Origin of the sequence: Streptomyces sp. P1-3 (assembly GCF_050613155.1) — a bacterium.
Taxonomy (GTDB): Bacteria; Actinomycetota; Actinomycetes; order Streptomycetales; family Streptomycetaceae; genus Streptomyces.
This window is the reverse complement of the sequence record NZ_CP192512.1, coordinates 2,844,114-2,859,741: the sequence shown is the minus strand read 5'-3', so window position 1 is coordinate 2,859,741 and position 15,628 is coordinate 2,844,114. Positions and strand designations below refer to the sequence as shown.

Sequence of the window (15,628 nt, the reverse complement as noted above, 5' to 3'; positions counted from 1 at the left end):
AGGTCACGGTCCGACGGGTTCGGGCGCCCCGGCCCGCTGCCGGACGTCGGCCAGCGCCGGGTAGTCGGTGTACCCGGTCTCTCCGCCCACGTACATCATGTGCTGGTCGCGTACCTGATTGAGCGGTGCGCCGATGCGCAGTCGTTCGACCAGGTCGGGGTTGGCCAGGAATGCGCGGCCCAGGGCGATCAGGTCCGCTCCCGCGTCCAGCAGCCGCTCGCCCGCGTGCTTGCCGCCGTCGGCGGGCAGTGGGCCGCCCCAGCCCAGCACCGGGTTGGCGATCAGCGTGCCAGGCCAGGACTTCCGGATGTCCTGGAAGAGCGGCTGGTCCGGGTCGGCGAACACGATGTGCAGGTAGGCCAGGCCGGTGTCCGCCAGCGCCTCGACGAGCGCCGGGTAGATGCTCTCGGTGTCACCCTCGTCGATGCCGTTGAACGTGATTCCCGGGGAGATGCGCAGCCCCACCCGCTCGGGGCCGATGGCTTCGGCGACCGCGTGGACCACCTCGACGGCGAACCGGATGCGGCCGGCGATCGAGCCGCCGTAGGCGTCGGTGCGGTGATTGGTGTTCCGGGCCATGAACTGGTGCAGGAGGTGGCCGTTGGCGGCATGCACCTCCACCCCGGCGAAGCCGGCGTCGACGGCGTTGCGGGCGGCGGCGGCGAAGTCGGCCACGGTGGAACGGATGTCGTCGAGGGTCATCTCCCGCGGCACGACGGCGTCCTGGCGCCCGCTGGGGGTGTGGATCGTCTCCGGGAGCGGGACCGGCGACGGTGCGACCGGCGTCAGCCCGCTGTTGTCGGGATGGCCGACCCGGCCGCCGTGCTGCAGTTGCAGGAACATCCGGCCGCCCGCGGCCCGCACCGCATCGGTGACGTGCCGCCATCCGGCCACGTGCGCCTCGTTGTGGATCGCGGGGATGTTGGGGTAGGTCTGGCCCACGGCGTTCGGCGTGGCGGCCTCGGCGATGATCAGCCCCGCGGAGGCGCGTTGCGCGTAGTACGTGGCCATGATCGGCTGCGGGACCCCGTCGGCACCGGCGCGGTTGCGGGTCAACGGCGCCATCACGAGGCGGTTGGGCAGGCGCAGGGCACCGAGGCGCGCGGGTTCGAACAGGCGGGATATCGCTGGTGCGTTCGTCATGTCGGTACGGTAGAAGTTGACATCAATGTCAGGTTCAAGTCCGTCAGCGGCATGCGGGGTGGGGAATGCGGATCGGTGAACTGGCTCGGCGCAGTGGGGTGAGCGAGCGGTCGTTGCGCTATTACGAGGCACAGGGGCTGCTGAGGGCCGAGCGTACTCCGGGTGGCCAGCGGCACTACGGCGAGTGGGCGGTCGACCGGGTCATCCGCATCCAGGCGCTCTACGCCGCGGGGCTGAACAGCAAGAAGATCGCGCAGCTGCTTCCCTGCATGCGGGACGCGGACGGCGGCCCGTCCGAGAGGGCCACCCCGCGGCTGGTCACCGAGCTCACCGCGGAACGGGACCGTATCAATCGAATGATCACCGATCTGATCCGCTCCCGCGATGTCCTCGAGGAAGCCATTTCCACGGCCTCGGCCACTTATGCGCCGGACTGACAATAAGGTGCCAAGCGGGTTGGATGATTCAACTCCGCACGATAGCCTCTCGAACGCACTCGAGTTCGGGGGACGAGAGGTGCGGGTTTTCTGCCGCGACGCCTATTTCCCCCCGGTCGAGTTCGCGATCGACCGCCGGGATGACATTCCCGGCAGGCAAGAGGGGAATCGATTCGTGAAGAAATTCGGTAGGACGCTGGCCGGCGCCGCGCTCACCGGTGCCGTGGCCTTCTCGCTGGTCACTCCGGCACTCGCCGAAACCGCGGACGCGGACCGCACCGCCACCACCACCACCACCACCGTCTCGGCCGAGGCCGACGCGGACCAGTCGGCGACCAGGGCGTACTCCCGGGAGCAGAAGCTCAAGCGGCTGAAGCATCTGACGTCCGCGAGCCAGGATTCCGGTGGTGACTACGCGGTGGACCGGGAAAACTGGCGGCTGCACAACAGGAACCCGTACGGCTTCAACTGGAACAACGACGGGTGCACCGGCGTATCGGATGACCCGGGTGGCTTCCATTTCGGTTTTGCGTGCGCGCGGCACGATTTCGGCTACCGCAACTACAAGCACCTGAACGCGTTCAGCAGGGCGAACAAGAAGCATGTCGATAACACGTTCCTGTACGACATGAACTGGACCTGCGACCACCAGTGGGGCCCGTACACCCAGGCCCAGCGCAAGGCGTGCCGAAGGGTCGCCAAGAAGTACTACGACGCGGTGGTGGCCCTCGGCCACCTGTAAAAGGAGCGCCGCCTGTGAGCCGGCCGGCCCGGTGCGCCCTCGGGGGCGCACCGGGCCGGCCGTGTCAGCGGCCACCGGCGGCCGGGCGCGGGTGTCGGTGGGGCGTCGTAGGCTGGGAAAAAACCCGGCCCGTCGCCACGTGTCGGGCGATTCGCGTTGTCCACCCCCCGCACACCTGCGCACACCTGGGACGGGAACTGCCTCATGAGCCTGCACGGTCTGCTCGACGCGGTCATCGAAGACCCCGCGCTCGCCGAGGCGGTCCAGGCCGCCGCCGACGGCAACCGGACGCACGTCGACCTGGTCGGGCCGCCCGCCGCGCGGCCCCTCGCCGTCGCGGCCCTGGCCCGGTCCGCCGGACGGCCCGTGCTGGCCGTCACCGCCACCGGCCGGGAGGCCGAGGACCTGGCGGCCGCGCTGCGCTCGCTGATGCCGCCGGGCCGCGCGGACGCGGTCGTGGAGTACCCGTCCTGGGAGACCCTGCCGCACGAGCGGCTCTCCCCGCGCTCGGACACCGTCGGGCGGCGGCTGGCCGTGCTGCGCCGGCTCGCCCACCCCAGCGCCGACGACCCCGCCGCCGGGCCCGTCTCCGTCGTGGTCGCACCCGTACGCTCCGTGCTCCAGCCGCAGGTCAAGGGGCTGGGCGAGCTGGAGCCGGTCAGTCTGCGCACCGGGCAGACCGCCGATCTGGGGCAGATCGTGGACGGGCTCGCGGCCGCGGCCTACTCCCGGGTCGAACTGGTCGAGAAGCGCGGCGAGTTCGCCGTGCGCGGCGGCATCCTCGACGTGTTCCCGCCGACCGAGGAGCATCCGCTCCGGGTCGAGTTCTGGGGCGACGACGTCGAGGAGATCCGGTATTTCAAGGTCGCCGACCAGCGGTCCCTGGAGGTCGCCGAGCACGGCCTGTGGGCGCCGCCCTGCCGTGAGCTGCTGCTGACCGACCAGGTGCGGCAGCGGGCCGCCGCGCTCGCCGAGGCGCACCCGGAGCTGGGCGAGCTGCTCGGCAAGATCGCCGAGGGGATCGCCGTGGAGGGCATGGAGTCCCTCGCCCCGGTCCTCGTCGACGACATGGAGCTGCTGCTCGACGTGCTCCCGGCCGGGTCCATGGCCGTGGTCTGCGACCCCGAGCGGGTGCGCACCCGGGCCGCCGACCTCGTGGCCACCAGCCAGGAGTTCCTCCAGGCGTCCTGGGCCGCGTCCGCCATGTCCAGCGCGGTCGAAGACCGCTCCGGCACGGGTGGTGGTGGGCGACGGGTGGGCGAAGCGCCGATCGACGTCGGCGCCGCCTCGCTGTGGGGCATCGCCGACGTCCGCGACCGGGCCCGCGAACTCGGCATGATGTGGTGGTCCGTCAGCCCCTTCGCCGCCGATGAAGACCTTGGTGCGGACACCCTCAAGCTGGGCATGCACGCCCCCGAGTCCTACCGGGGCGACACCGCCCGCGCGCTCGCCGACACCAAGGGCTGGCTCGCCGACGGCTGGCGCACGGTCTACGTCACCGAGGGCCACGGCCCCGCCGCCCGCACCGCCGAGGTGCTCGGCGGCGAGGGCATCCCCGCCCGACTGGAGGCCGACCTCGCCGGTGTCTCCGCCGCCGTCGTCCACGTCGCCTGCGGCTCCATCGACTACGGCTTCATCGACCCCGACCGCAAGCTGGCCGTGCTCACCGAGACCGACCTGTCCGGGCAGAAGGCCGCGGGCAAGGACGCGGCCCGGATGCCCGCCCGCCGCCGCAAGACCATCGACCCGCTCACCCTCCAGGCGGGCGACTACATCGTCCACGAGCAGCACGGCGTCGGCCGCTACATCGAGATGGTGCAGCGCACCGTGCAGGGCGCCACCCGCGAGTACCTGCTGGTGGAGTACGCCCCCGCCAAGCGCGGCCAGCCCGGCGACCGCTTGTACATCCCCACCGACCAGCTGGAGCAGGTCACCAAGTACGTGGGCGGCGAGGCCCCGACCCTGCACCGGCTCGGCGGCGCCGACTGGACCAAGACCAAGGCGCGCGCCAAGAAGGCCGTCAAGGAGATCGCCGCCGACCTGATCAAGCTCTACTCGGCGCGGATGGCCGCCCCCGGCCATGCCTTCGGCTCCGACACCCCTTGGCAGCGGGAGCTGGAGGACGCCTTCCCGTACGCCGAGACCCCCGACCAGCTCACCACCATCTCCGAGGTCAAGGAGGACATGGAGAAGACGGTCCCGATGGACCGGCTGATCTGCGGCGACGTCGGCTACGGCAAGACCGAGATCGCGGTACGGGCCGCCTTCAAGGCCGTGCAGGACGGCAAGCAGGCCGCCGTCCTGGTACCGACCACCCTCCTCGTCCAGCAGCACTACGGCACGTTCTCCGAGCGCTACTCCCAGTTCCCGGTCGTGGTCAAGGCGCTGTCGCGGTTCCAGACCGACACCGAGGCCAAGGCGGTCCTGGAGGGCCTGCGCGACGGCTCCGTCGACGTCGTCATCGGCACCCACCGATTGTTCTCCTCCGAGACCAAGTTCAAGGACCTGGGCCTGGTCATCGTCGACGAGGAGCAGCGGTTCGGCGTCGAGCACAAGGAGCAGCTGAAGAAGCTCCGCGCGAACGTGGACGTCCTGACGATGTCCGCGACCCCGATCCCCCGCACCCTGGAGATGGCGGTCACCGGCATCCGCGAGATGTCCACGATCACCACCCCGCCCGAGGAGCGGCACCCGGTGCTGACCTTTGTCGGGCCGTACGAGCAGAAGCAGATCGGCGCCGCCATCCGCCGCGAACTCCTCCGCGAGGGCCAGGTCTTCTACATCCACAACCGCGTGGAGTCCATCGACCGGGCCGCCGCCCGGCTGCGCGAGATCGTCCCCGAGGCGCGCGTCGCCACCGCCCACGGTCAGATGTCCGAGACCGCCCTGGAGCAGGTCGTGGTCGACTTCTGGGAGAAGAAGTTCGACGTCCTGGTCTCCACCACCATCGTGGAGTCCGGCATCGACATCTCCAACGCCAACACCCTCATCGTCGAGCGCGGCGACAACTTCGGCCTCTCCCAGCTGCATCAGCTGCGCGGCCGGGTGGGGCGCGGCCGCGAGCGCGGCTACGCCTACTTCCTCTACCCGCCGGAGAAGCCGCTCACCGAGACCGCACACGAGCGGCTGGCCACCATCGCCCAGCACACCGAGATGGGCGCCGGTATGTACGTGGCGATGAAGGACCTGGAGATCCGCGGCGCGGGCAACCTGCTCGGCGGCGAGCAGTCCGGCCACATCGCGGGCGTCGGCTTCGACCTGTACGTCCGCATGGTCGGCGAGGCCGTCGCCGACTACCGCGCGTCCCTGGAGGGCGGCGTCGAGGAGGAGCCGCCGCTGGAGGTGAAGATCGAACTGCCGGTGGACGCGCACGTCCCGCACGACTACGCCCCCGGCGAGCGGCTGCGACTCCAGGCATACCGAGCCATCGCCTCCGCGAACAACGAGCAGGACATCGCGGCGGTCCGCGAAGAGCTGACCGACCGCTACGGCAAGCTCCCCGAGCCCGTGGAGAACCTGCTCCTGGTCGCGGGACTGCGGCTGCTGGCCCGCGCCTGCGGCGTCACCGACATCACCCTCCAGGGCTCCAACGTCCGCTTCGGCCCGGTGGAGCTGCGCGAGTCCCAGGAACTGCGGCTCAAGCGACTCCACCCGCGCTCGGTGCTCAAGCCCGCGACCCAGCAGGTGCTGGTGCCGCGCCCGACCACGGCCCGGGTCGGCGGCAAGCCGGTGGTGGGGCGCGAACTGCTCGCCTGGACGGGGGAGTTCCTCACGACGATCCTGGGCTCGTAGCACCGGACACGTCGAACCCGCCGGACACGTCCGGCGGGCGGCAGCGCGGCCCCGGCCGCGGTGCCCCGTGCGGCCGCGAGGGCGTCTTCGGCGCGCCGGTGAGCAGGGGCCGGGCGGGTGCGGCGCCCCGGCCGGCCCTACCGGACGGCCGGGGCCGGCGCGTCACAGCTCCCGCAGCCGCCCCGGGGCGTCCGCGGCGGTCGTGACCCGGCCCGGTGCGGTGCGCGCCCAGGTGGGGCGCCGGTAGCGGGCCGTGAGGACCCGCCTCACCGGCCCGCTACCGGCACCCGTTCACCGGGCCGTTCACCAACCCGTTCATCGGGCCGCAGTCGGGCCGGCCCCCCGCTCCGGCCCGGCTCCCGGCTCCGAGAGGTAGGGGAAGTCGCGGCGCAGCACCCCCGTGGCTGCGCTCGCGTCCAACCCCAGCTTGACGGGGACGCCGAGTATCAGCTCGAACATCACCTCGGGGGCGCTGTCGGTGAGCCCGCGTCCGTTCCGGCCGTCGACCCCGAACCGGGCCTCGCTGCCCACCTCGTAGCGCAGCACGTCTGGGAGCAGCAGGTCGCGGACGTGGGTGGCGTACGCGTACGGGTCCGGGACCGCGCCCGCGGCGCCCGCGGCCCGCTCGGTGGCCCGGACGATCTCCGGCCCGTACCGCGCCCGGTCCTCCGCCGGCTCGGTGGCGTTGAAGTCGATGTGCCGCTCGGGGTCTTCGAGGTCGAAGAGGGTGTTGAGCAGCGGATTGCCGCAGCGGTTGATCGGCCGCCAGCCGCCCGCGTCGGTGGCCAGCACCGACACCGCCCAGAACCCGATCCGGCTCCCGGCGCCGCCCAGCGCCTCGTCCGGCACCTCCAGCACGATCGACTGCACATCGGTGTCGGCGAACAGGTTCCTGGCCCGCGCCGGGTCGAAGCCCGCCAGGTCCGGCGCCGTGCCCCGCGTGATCGCGGTCTTCACGGCCGTGACGACCATGCCCTCGATCCAGAACGGGTCTCCGGCCCGGCCCGCCCACGCGCGCAGCCCCGCCGCGTCCGCCGCGACCTCCCCGGTGGTGCCGCTGAGCAGCGGGGTGCCCGTCGCGAACCGGTCGCGGGCGTCCGCCCCGTCCAGCCGGCGCAGCTCCCAGCGCTGCGGGCCGTAGGCGGTGTACGCGGAGAAGGTGAAGCGGAAGGTGATGTCCTCGACGGCGTCGCCGTCGGTGTCCACCTTGATCTCGTACAGGCTCTCGTCGTCGTGGAAGCCGCCGTCCCCCGACAGTGGGTTGACGTTGACGACGAAGACGGTGCCCCGCGTCCCGCGGAACAGGTAGGTGTCGCTGATGTCCAGCCGGGGATCCTGGCGGGCGAGAATCGAGTCGTGGTGATGACTCATCAGCGGTCCTGTTCTGCCGGTGGGGGGACTGGAGGGCTGGGGAGATCTCGGGGGACTGAGGCGTCAGGCGCTCCCGGCGGGCCGGCGCCAGTCGCGGCCGTACGAAAAGGGGGGGGATCCGCACGGCACTCAGGGAGGTTGCGAGGTCGACTTCGGTTCGGTCCGCCGGGGGCGTGCCCATGACGCTATGCGGGTGGCGGCGGCGCGGCGAGGAACACTGTGCACAGTGATGCCCGTTCCCGGTTGCGCTTCGAACCGTGACGCCGCCCATCCGGAACCGTGACGCCGCACCCATCCGGGGAACTGCGACGCCGGCCATCCGGGGAACCGTTACGCCGTCCATCCGAGCCGCGTTCCGGCCGACCCCGGATCCGCGGCCCTTGCCGTCACAGCCGGCGCAACGCCCGCATCGCCAGCCACAGTTCGTACTTCGCGCTCGGCGCGCGCAGCAGCGAACGTCCCAGTGCCTCCTCCGCCCTGGCGAGCCGCTTGCGCGCACCGGGCAGCGAGATCCCCAGGCCGGCGGCGGTCGCGGGAAGCCGGGCGTCGGCGCGCAGCCAGGCCAGTACGGTCTCGGGACCGGCGGTCACGTTGGCCTGCTCCAGAGGCCGCAACTGCACCTGTGCCCAGACCCGTGCGGCGGTGGTGTCCAGCACCGTACGCAAGCAGGCCGGGCCGTCCGCGGTGGCCGGCGGATGCCACTGCGCGGTGGCGTGCAGCTGGAGGGCGAGCCAGGCCGCGGACTGATCGGCCAGGCCGCGGCCCACTTCCAGCCCCAGCAGCTCCTCCAGCAGCCGTACCCGGGCGGCGAGTGTGTTGCGGTGGATCTTCAGGTGGCGGCTGGCGGCGCCGCCGAAACTGAGCCAGGAGCCGAGCGTGCCGAGCAGCTCCTGCGGGCCGGGGTCGGCCCGGCGCGGCGGCGCGTACCGCAGGCACGGGCCGAGGAGGTCCGCCGCCCACACCCGCCCTTCGGGCGTGGACAGCACGCTGATGTCGGTGTGCCGGCCGAAACTCGCGCAGCCCTCGGGGGCGCTGCGCGCCACGGCCAGCGCGTGGAAGGCCTGCTCGTAGCCGATCGGGGTGTCGCGCAGTGCGACCTCCGCGCTCACCCCGACCCGGCAGCCGGGGATGTGCCGGGTGATCAGCCGGTCCAGCGGCGGCTCGTCCGGCCGGTCCTCGGCTCCGCCGTCCGGCGCCGTACCCGCACCGGGGCCGGCGTCCGGCGCCTCCTCGCTGTGGACGGGCACCAGCGCGATCAGGTGGTTGGGGCGCACCGGGCAGGGCACGATCCATGCCCTGCCGTGCGCGGCGCGGGCGATGCGCAGCGCGATCTCGCGCCGCCGGTTGCCGGGGCACTCGACCACGTACACCCGGTTGAGCGGCGGCAGCGCCGGGCCCAGCGCCCCGGCGACCCGCTGCGCGGCGGGCACGCTGCCCACCATGAGCAGATGCAGGACGGCCTCGCGGCTGTGCGCCTCGGCGAACTCCACGCGGCGCCGGTTGCGTTCGGCCTCCTCCACGCGCCAGCACAGGGCGAGGGTGCGCGAGGCGTCGGAGAGCAGCACGCTCAGGTGCCTCGGCTCCCGCGCGGGAGCGGCGACGGCCAGGAACGGGGCCTGGTCCGCCGCGCCTTCGAGGCCGAGGGAGACGAGATGGACGGTGGCCGCCCGGCCGTCGCCGAGCACGGCCGACGGCGTACCGCGACGGCGCAGCTCGACCGCGGCGTCCGCGGCCGGGCCGAGCGCGCCGGCGTCCGTCCCGCCGGCCGTGACCAGCACCTCGCCGTCGCCCCCGATCAGCCCGACGGCGGCGCCGCTGCGCGCGGCCAGCCAGTCGAGGATCGGCCGCACGGCCCGGCGCCCGGCGGCCAGCCGGGTCAGCATGAGGACGTCGTCGACGCGGCCGGTTCGGGTCTCCGTAGGCGCTGGTCCCATGCCGCCCAAGGCTAGTGCGTGGGCAGGCGGGCGCAACGGTCGTATGGCAAGGCGCGGTTGGCATGACGTGGGAGGTAATCGCAGGCTGGCCGGGGTGCGCCTACGGTCGTCAAGGAGCCGTCACGCGACCTCGCCTCATCAACGCCTACGGTCGTCATGGAGCCGCCGTGCGGTCTCGCCTCATCCCGTCCACGCCACCGGCCTCCGGCCTCCGGCCTCCGGAAGGAGCTTGCTCATGCCCGCCTACGGATTCGCGCACCTCCGCAGCCGCCGCCCGCACGCCGACATCATCACGTACCTGGAGCGCATCCAGGCCACCTTGGACCCGTTCGCGGGGCGGTTCGTCATCCACGGCCCGCCCGCGGAGGTCGTCGAGGGGGAGTGGCCCGGCAGCATGGTGCTGATCGAGTTCCCCGGCCTGGCAGAGGCCCGCGCCTGGTACGACTCGCCCGCGTACCAGGAGATCCTGCCGCTGCGTACGGACCACATCGAGGGCGATGTCGTGCTCGTCGAGGGGGTGGGACCGGACTACGACCCCCGCGCGCGGGCGCGGCGGCTCGTCGACGAGGCGCCGCCGCCCGGCGGTGGGGCGTAGCGTCCAGCCCCGGCACGCGACTGCGGCACGCAACTGGGGTGCGGCAAGGCAGGGTTGCGCAGGTCGGAACCGTTCGTGTTCCATACGGCGTGGTCCGCGCGTCCCGTGAGCCAGGGGGAGGAACTCACCGTGTCGGCGTGTGCTTCTCCTTCTGCCGCCGTGCGCGCGTACGCCCGCGAGTACGAGCCGGCGGTGAAGCGCGCGGCCTTGGTCCTCCTGCTGCTGGGCGGCCTTCTGGTCCTGGCCGCGGTGCTGGCCGGCGAGGCGCGTGCGGCTGAACCTCCGGGAACCGCAGACGCGACGGCGCCCGCGCGGCTCGCGCCCGGCGGCCTGCCGGGGGCGGACTCCGACCTGGCGCGCACGGGTGCGGAGGGCACCGGGCGGACGGTGGCGGCGAGTTCTGACCGGACGGTGGCGGCGAGTTCTGAGCGGATGGCGGCCGAGACCTCCGAGCGGGCGGCTGCGGCGAGTTCTGAGCGGATAGTGGCCGAGGCCTCCGAGTGGGCGGCTGCGGCGAGCCCCACGGTGCCGCCGGGGCTCGTGTTGCAGCCGCGCGTCGCCGTGCCGCCGCGCCTCACGCTGCCGAGCCCCGTGGTGCCGCAGCGTGCCGCGCCGCGCGCAGCGCTGCCGAGTCCCGCCGTGCCACCGAGCCCCGCCCCGTCGCCCCTTGATCACCTTCCGCCCCCGCCCCCGCCCTCGAGCCTGCCCCCGCACCCGCACCCGCACCCGAGCCTGCGCCTGCCCCCGCACCCGCACCCGCACCCGAGCCTGCGCCTGCCCCCACCCCTGTCCTCGCACCCGCGCCTGCCCGGCGTCGGCGTCCCCGGCGCTGCCGCGCTCGTCCCGTCGGATCCCGGCCTTGGGACGGTGCCCGAGGCGCCCGCGCCGGAGCCCTTGCCGGCCCTGCCCGACATACCCGGCCTGCCGCCACTGCCGGTGCTGTCCGAGGAGGGCGGTGGCGCCGGGGCCCAACCGCCGTACGGGGCCGGGCCGTCGGGCCCGCCCGGCCATTCCGGGGCCGGTGGCCCGTCCGCGGCCACCGGCGGCGCCTGCCGGCACGCTGCCACCGCCCGTGCCGGTTCACCGCCGCCTCCGTTCACCGCCGCCGGACCTCTCTGCCGTACGTACGGGTGCGAGGGGGACCGGGCGGTGGCGCCCCGCTCTCCTGGTGAGGGGGCCCCCGGGGTGGCGCCGCGCCCACTCCGGTTCCCGCCGGGCTGGCCGCCCCTGCCGCTGGCGCCGGTCGGCCACGTCTCCGTCGGACAGGGCGGGAGCGAGCAGACCAAGCGGTTCGCGGACGCCCTGACCGGGCCCGATCGCCCTCTCCCCGCGCTCCCGTCGGCCGACGGCCGACCGGAGCACATTGCCTCACCGCTGCTGACACGTCCGCGCGACGTCGCCGAACTGCCGGGTTGACGCGGCCGCGCGTGCCTCGCGCCACCGCGCCGGGCCACGCGCCCTCACCTTCCGCCAGTTCGTCAGTTCGTCAGAGAAATTCGTCAGAGAGAGCAGCGGATGTTCATCTGCCGTGAGAATTTAACGCACCGCCTGGTGTGCCTGGAGCGGTCGTGAAGAAAACGGACGAGGAAATCATCGAGATCCTGGTGGCGTACGACACCACCGAATGCGTCCATTCCGCCGCGCGGCTCGCGGGTTGCGACCCGAAGACCGTGCGCCGCTATGTGGCCGCCCGGGACGCGGGCCGTCCGGTGACCGGACCGTCCCGCCGCCCGCGCGAAATCGACGCGCATGTGGAGAAGATCGAGGAATGGGTGGACCGTTCCGAAGGACATATCAGTGCGGCCCGGGCACACGAGCGCCTGGTGAGAATGGGATATACCGGAAGTGAACGTACGGCCCGGCGGGCGGTGGCCGAGGCCAAGGCCCGCTGGCGGGCGGGCGACCACCGCGCCTACCGGCCGTGGATCGCCGAGCCGGGGCTGTGGCTCCAGTACGGCTGGGGCGAGGGGCCGGTGGTGCCCGGACCGCGCGGGGAGCGGCGCCGGACCGTCCTGTTCAGTGCCTGGCTCGCCTGGTCGCGGTTCCGCGTCGTCATCCCGTGCCAGGACCGGGGCCTGCCCACCCTGGTCTGCTGCCTGGACACCACCCTGCGCACCCTGGGCGGCGCGCCGACGTATCTCCTCGCCCGGCCGCACAGCGGTGGGCGGGTCCGTCATCCGGACCTGGTCGCGGTCGGCGGCCACTACGGTCTGCAGGTGCGCGTCTGCGCCCCGTACACCGGGGAACCGCCCGGCGGCGGCCGGGCCGGTGAGGTGCGGATAGCCCCGGCCGACCTGGTGCCGACGGCGGCGGAGCTGCGCCGGGAGTACCTGTCCTTCGGTGAACTGCGCGACGCGTGCGCGAAGTTCGGCGAGTGGTCCAACAGCCAGCAGGGCCAGTGGGCTGCCGGCCCGCGGGGGGACCGGGACGGCGACCGGCGCGCGGATGGGGGAGGGGCGGCCCGGCACGAGGGAACGGGCGATACCCCGTACGACCGCCTGGCCGCGGAGCGTGAGCGGCTGCACGTGCTGCCCGCCGCCCCGTACACCGCGGGCCTCGGCCGTACGGTCGTGGTCGGTGCGGGCGGCACCGTCACCTACGACCGGCGCAGCTACGGCGTTCCGCCCGCGCTCGCGGGCTCCCGGGTGTGGGTACGCGCCGAACGCGGCGAACTCGTGGTCGTCGCCGATCTGGCCGGACTGACCGAAGTGGCCCGGCACCGCATTCCGTTCCGGGTCTACGGGAGAACCGGGCGGACCGGCGAGGCCCGGGGAATCCGGGGAACCGGCGGGTCCCGAGGAGCCCGCGGGGACATCACGTGACCGCTGACGCGGAATTCCCGTGGCCGCTGGAGCGGAATCCGGGATGACCGGATCCGGGCCTGGCACCCGCACGGTCGCCAGGCCCGGCCGCAAAGTCGCTGGAAAGGCGCTTCCCGTTGCGTTGAACGCCCGGACGGCCCATTCGGAACCCGTCGTTCAGGGCGCTCCGCGTTTTCCCGGATTCCTTGACGGAGGAAAACGCTGATCGACAGTGTTGGGGCGCCCGGCGACGGTCGCCGGAAAACGAATGGGAGAATCATGAACATTCAGCGACGTGGTGCTCGCCTGTTCGGTGCCATCGCCCTCGGCGTGGTGCCGCTGGCCCTCGCCACGCCGGCTTCGGCGGCGAGCCACACGGCCACCCTCACCGTCGGCCCCGTGATCCTGCCGTCCGTCCCGGTCCAGGTGTGCCTGGACTCGACCTGCACCCCGAGCACGCCGCTGGTGAACGTGACCCTCAAGGCGGAGGCCACCACGGACACCACGGTCGTCCTGCCGACCCTGACCAAGTCGCAGTGCCCGAGCGGTCAGTTGGGTGCCGCCGTGACCATATCCAGCACCGACGCCCAGGCCACGGCCTCGGTCAAGGTGACCGCCACCGGCCTCGGCACCGACGGCCAGCAGAAGACGGTCGTGGTCGGTCCGAGGACCGTGAACGTCGGCGCGCCCGGCGTCGTCGCCTCCGCCTGCACGACGAACTGAGCCTGCACGACGAACTGACCCCTGGCCGCCTTCCCGACCCCGGTGGGCCCGGCACGCACCGTGCCGGGCCCACCGGTCCGAGGTGGTCGGCCCGGGAGCCGGTCAGCCCGCCACCGGCGCGTCGACCGCCACGGGCGCGTCGACCGAGAACGTCTCGCCATTGCCGGGTACGCCGACACCGCGCCAGGTGAAGGGGAGGCCGCGGGCCTTGGTGAGATCCGGGCCGTCCATGAGCTGGAAGTGCACGTGCGGCTCGGAGGAGTTGCCGGAGTTCCCGCACTGGGCCAGCCGCTGCCCGGCGGTGACCCGGTCGCCGGTGCGGACGGCCAGGGAGCCGCGCTTGAGGTGCGCGTACATCGCGTACACGCCGTCGCCGAGGTCGAGAACGATGTGGTTGCCGACGACCCGGGAGGCGCCGATGCGGGCACGCACACGTCCCTCGGGGATCAGATAGAGCAGCACCGCTGGAAGCGAGTTGCGGCTGAGGTGGTCGCGCTGACGGTCCTCCGCGTGCACGACGGTGGCGTCGCCGACCGCGTACAGCGGCTCCCCGAAGGCCGGGAAGGCGCGGTTGCGGCGCATGACGGGCCACAGCCCGAAGCGCGGCCGGGGGCGGTCCTCCGGTTCGGCGACGATGTCGATGGCGTACGTCTGGCCGTAGGCGTGGGTGCCGTGGCTGGGCACCTGGTCGGCCGGGCTGTTGAGCGCCGACCAGCGCCCGCTGACGGGCGGCAGGACCTCGACGGCGGTCGTGGGCGAGGTCATGACACTCTCGGAAATCAACTCAATCCCCCTGTTTTGACACGGCTTTGAACGGAAGCCCCCGGATCAGGGGCGGGCGGCGGCCAGCGCCACCAGCAGCGGGACGACCCGCCCCGGCGGTACCTCGTAGCGCCCCCGCCCGGCGGCGTGCAGCCAGCCGGCGGCGGTCAGCTGGCGCAGATGGTGGTAGATCTGGCCGGTGGTGCCGAGGCCGTCGAGCTCGGCGAGCTCGGCCACGGTGCGGCGCCCGCCGACGATCTCGCGGAGCAGCCGCATCCGTACGGCATGCCCCAGCGCGGCGAAAGAGTCGGCGGTGTCCGACCAGTCCTGGTCGAGCAGTTCGCCGGTCGGCAGCCCGTACTGCCACTCGTACCGCTCATCCGTCGGCAGTCGCACGGCCCCGGTGAACAGCACCCCGCCGTCGGCGTCCGCGCCGCCCGCCGCGAGATGCGCCTTGAGCCCCTCCAGCGCCCAGAAGACGTCATCGCCATCCGCGCCGCCCCCCGGGTCGCGGCGCCGCGCACCCTCCAGGGCCGCGATCCGGCGTTCCAGCTCGGCGACGCGCTCCTCAAGCTCCATGCTCTGAGTTTACGTAATTACGTAAGACTTGCAACTCCTCATTGCCCGGCCGCACCGAGCTGCCGGAGCAGGCCGTGGACGTCGTAGTTCCACCAGCCCTCTTGGACCTTGCCGCCGTGGAACCGGAAGATCGTGCTCCCGGTCATCGAGACCTTCCGGCTGGTGGGCGCGATGCCCATGAACTCGCCGCGGTGCGTGGCGTTCCACGTCCACCGGGTCATCACCCGGTCGCCCTCGGCCAGTTGGTCCTCGATCGTGAAGGCGAAGTCGAAGGCCGACCGCCACATGCCGACCTCCTCGCGGAGCGCCGCGGCCCCCATGGTGTCCTGCTCGTTGAGGGGGTCGTGGTCGTGGTAATCACGGGCGAACACGTCGTCGATCGCGTCCAGCTCGCCGCGGGTGGCGATCTCGTCGTAGAAGCGGCGGGCGGTCGCCTTGTTCAGCTGCTCGTCCCGGACCACGTCGAGGTTGGTGAACGTGGGCGGAGCCTCGCACAGCGCCACCATCTCCTCGAAGATCCGGTTCGTCTCCGGCATCTCCGAGTTCCGCATCGCTTCCTCGTACGACGGGAACTCGACGATCTCGACGAGGTGCCTGGCCTTGTCCCGGTCCTTGCCCACCACCGAGTGGGTGGCCGTCCGCCTGCCCTTCGTCTGCTCGACCCAGGTATCCATGAGCCGGTTCAGGTCGTCCAGCTTGTCGGTCTTGCAGTCGATGATCTGGACGAAAGTCATCGCGCACCTCCTTGG

At 72.7% G+C, this 15,628-nt stretch carries 12 protein-coding genes and 1 pseudogene; 7 read left to right on the top strand and 6 right to left on the bottom strand.

Annotation, left to right across the window (positions count from 1 at the left end; all coding sequences use genetic code 11):
* Positions 1-3: 3 nt before the first annotated feature.
* Positions 4-1,143 carry an alkene reductase gene (locus tag ACQUSR_RS11880; RefSeq protein ID WP_431042546.1) on the bottom strand — a complete coding sequence of 380 codons (1,140 nt, stop codon included), beginning with the start codon at positions 1,141-1,143 and terminating at the stop codon, positions 4-6.
* 65 nt (positions 1,144-1,208) lie between these two features.
* Here ACQUSR_RS11880 and ACQUSR_RS11875 point away from each other — a divergent pair, with 65 nt between their 5' ends.
* The 3 genes from ACQUSR_RS11875 to mfd all read left to right on the top strand — a co-directional run bounded on the left by ACQUSR_RS11875 (position 1,209) and on the right by mfd (position 6,114).
* Positions 1,209-1,580, top strand: coding sequence for a MerR family transcriptional regulator (locus ACQUSR_RS11875; RefSeq protein WP_431042545.1), 372 nt, complete (start codon positions 1,209-1,211; stop codon positions 1,578-1,580).
* 19 nt (positions 1,581-1,599) lie between these two features.
* Positions 1,600-2,322, top strand: a complete 723-nt coding sequence (locus ACQUSR_RS11870) for a phospholipase (RefSeq protein WP_431042544.1) — start codon at positions 1,600-1,602, stop codon at positions 2,320-2,322.
* A gap of 204 nt (positions 2,323-2,526) precedes the next feature.
* On the top strand, positions 2,527-6,114 hold the full coding sequence (mfd, locus tag ACQUSR_RS11865) for a transcription-repair coupling factor (protein WP_431042543.1): 3,588 nt from the start codon (positions 2,527-2,529) through the stop codon (positions 6,112-6,114).
* A gap of 315 nt (positions 6,115-6,429) precedes the next feature.
* On the opposite strand, the gene ACQUSR_RS11860 is transcribed toward mfd, so the two are convergent.
* The gene (locus ACQUSR_RS11860; RefSeq protein WP_431042542.1) at positions 6,430-7,485 is read right to left on the bottom strand and encodes a DUF4331 family protein; all 1,056 of its coding nucleotides are present in this window, start codon (positions 7,483-7,485) and stop codon (positions 6,430-6,432) included.
* A gap of 386 nt (positions 7,486-7,871) precedes the next feature.
* Positions 7,872-9,419 carry a helix-turn-helix domain-containing protein gene (locus ACQUSR_RS11855; RefSeq protein WP_431042541.1) on the bottom strand — a complete coding sequence of 516 codons (1,548 nt, stop codon included), beginning with the start codon at positions 9,417-9,419 and terminating at the stop codon, positions 7,872-7,874.
* Between the two features lie 235 nt (positions 9,420-9,654).
* Between ACQUSR_RS11855 and ACQUSR_RS11850 the strand changes: the two genes are divergently transcribed.
* The 4 genes from ACQUSR_RS11850 (at position 9,655) to ACQUSR_RS11835 (ending at position 13,538) form a co-directional block, all read left to right on the top strand.
* The gene (locus ACQUSR_RS11850) at positions 9,655-10,014 is read left to right on the top strand and encodes a DUF1330 domain-containing protein (protein WP_431042540.1); all 360 of its coding nucleotides are present in this window, start codon (positions 9,655-9,657) and stop codon (positions 10,012-10,014) included.
* A gap of 159 nt (positions 10,015-10,173) precedes the next feature.
* Positions 10,174-11,430: a hypothetical protein gene (locus ACQUSR_RS11845; protein WP_431042539.1), complete on the top strand. Its 1,257-nt coding sequence runs from the start codon at positions 10,174-10,176 to the stop codon at positions 11,428-11,430.
* A gap of 152 nt (positions 11,431-11,582) precedes the next feature.
* Positions 11,583-12,836, top strand: a complete 1,254-nt coding sequence (locus tag ACQUSR_RS11840) for a Mu transposase domain-containing protein (RefSeq protein ID WP_431042538.1) — start codon at positions 11,583-11,585, stop codon at positions 12,834-12,836.
* Between the two features lie 258 nt (positions 12,837-13,094).
* Entirely contained in the window at positions 13,095-13,538 is a 444-nt protein-coding gene (locus tag ACQUSR_RS11835; protein ID WP_431042537.1) for a hypothetical protein, read from the top strand.
* A 102-nt stretch (positions 13,539-13,640) separates the two neighbouring features.
* Here ACQUSR_RS11835 and ACQUSR_RS11830 read toward each other — a convergent pair.
* The 3 genes and pseudogenes from ACQUSR_RS11830 to ACQUSR_RS11820 all read right to left on the bottom strand — a co-directional run.
* A pseudogene (locus ACQUSR_RS11830) lies at positions 13,641-14,282 on the bottom strand (M23 family metallopeptidase); the annotation flags it as partial.
* A gap of 84 nt (positions 14,283-14,366) precedes the next feature.
* Complete coding sequence (locus tag ACQUSR_RS11825; RefSeq protein WP_431042536.1) at positions 14,367-14,879, bottom strand: ArsR/SmtB family transcription factor; 513 nt, start codon at positions 14,877-14,879, stop codon at positions 14,367-14,369.
* A 38-nt stretch (positions 14,880-14,917) separates the two neighbouring features.
* On the bottom strand, positions 14,918-15,613 hold the full coding sequence (locus tag ACQUSR_RS11820; protein ID WP_431042535.1) for an ester cyclase: 696 nt from the start codon (positions 15,611-15,613) through the stop codon (positions 14,918-14,920).
* Between the last annotated feature and the right edge of the window lie 15 nt (positions 15,614-15,628).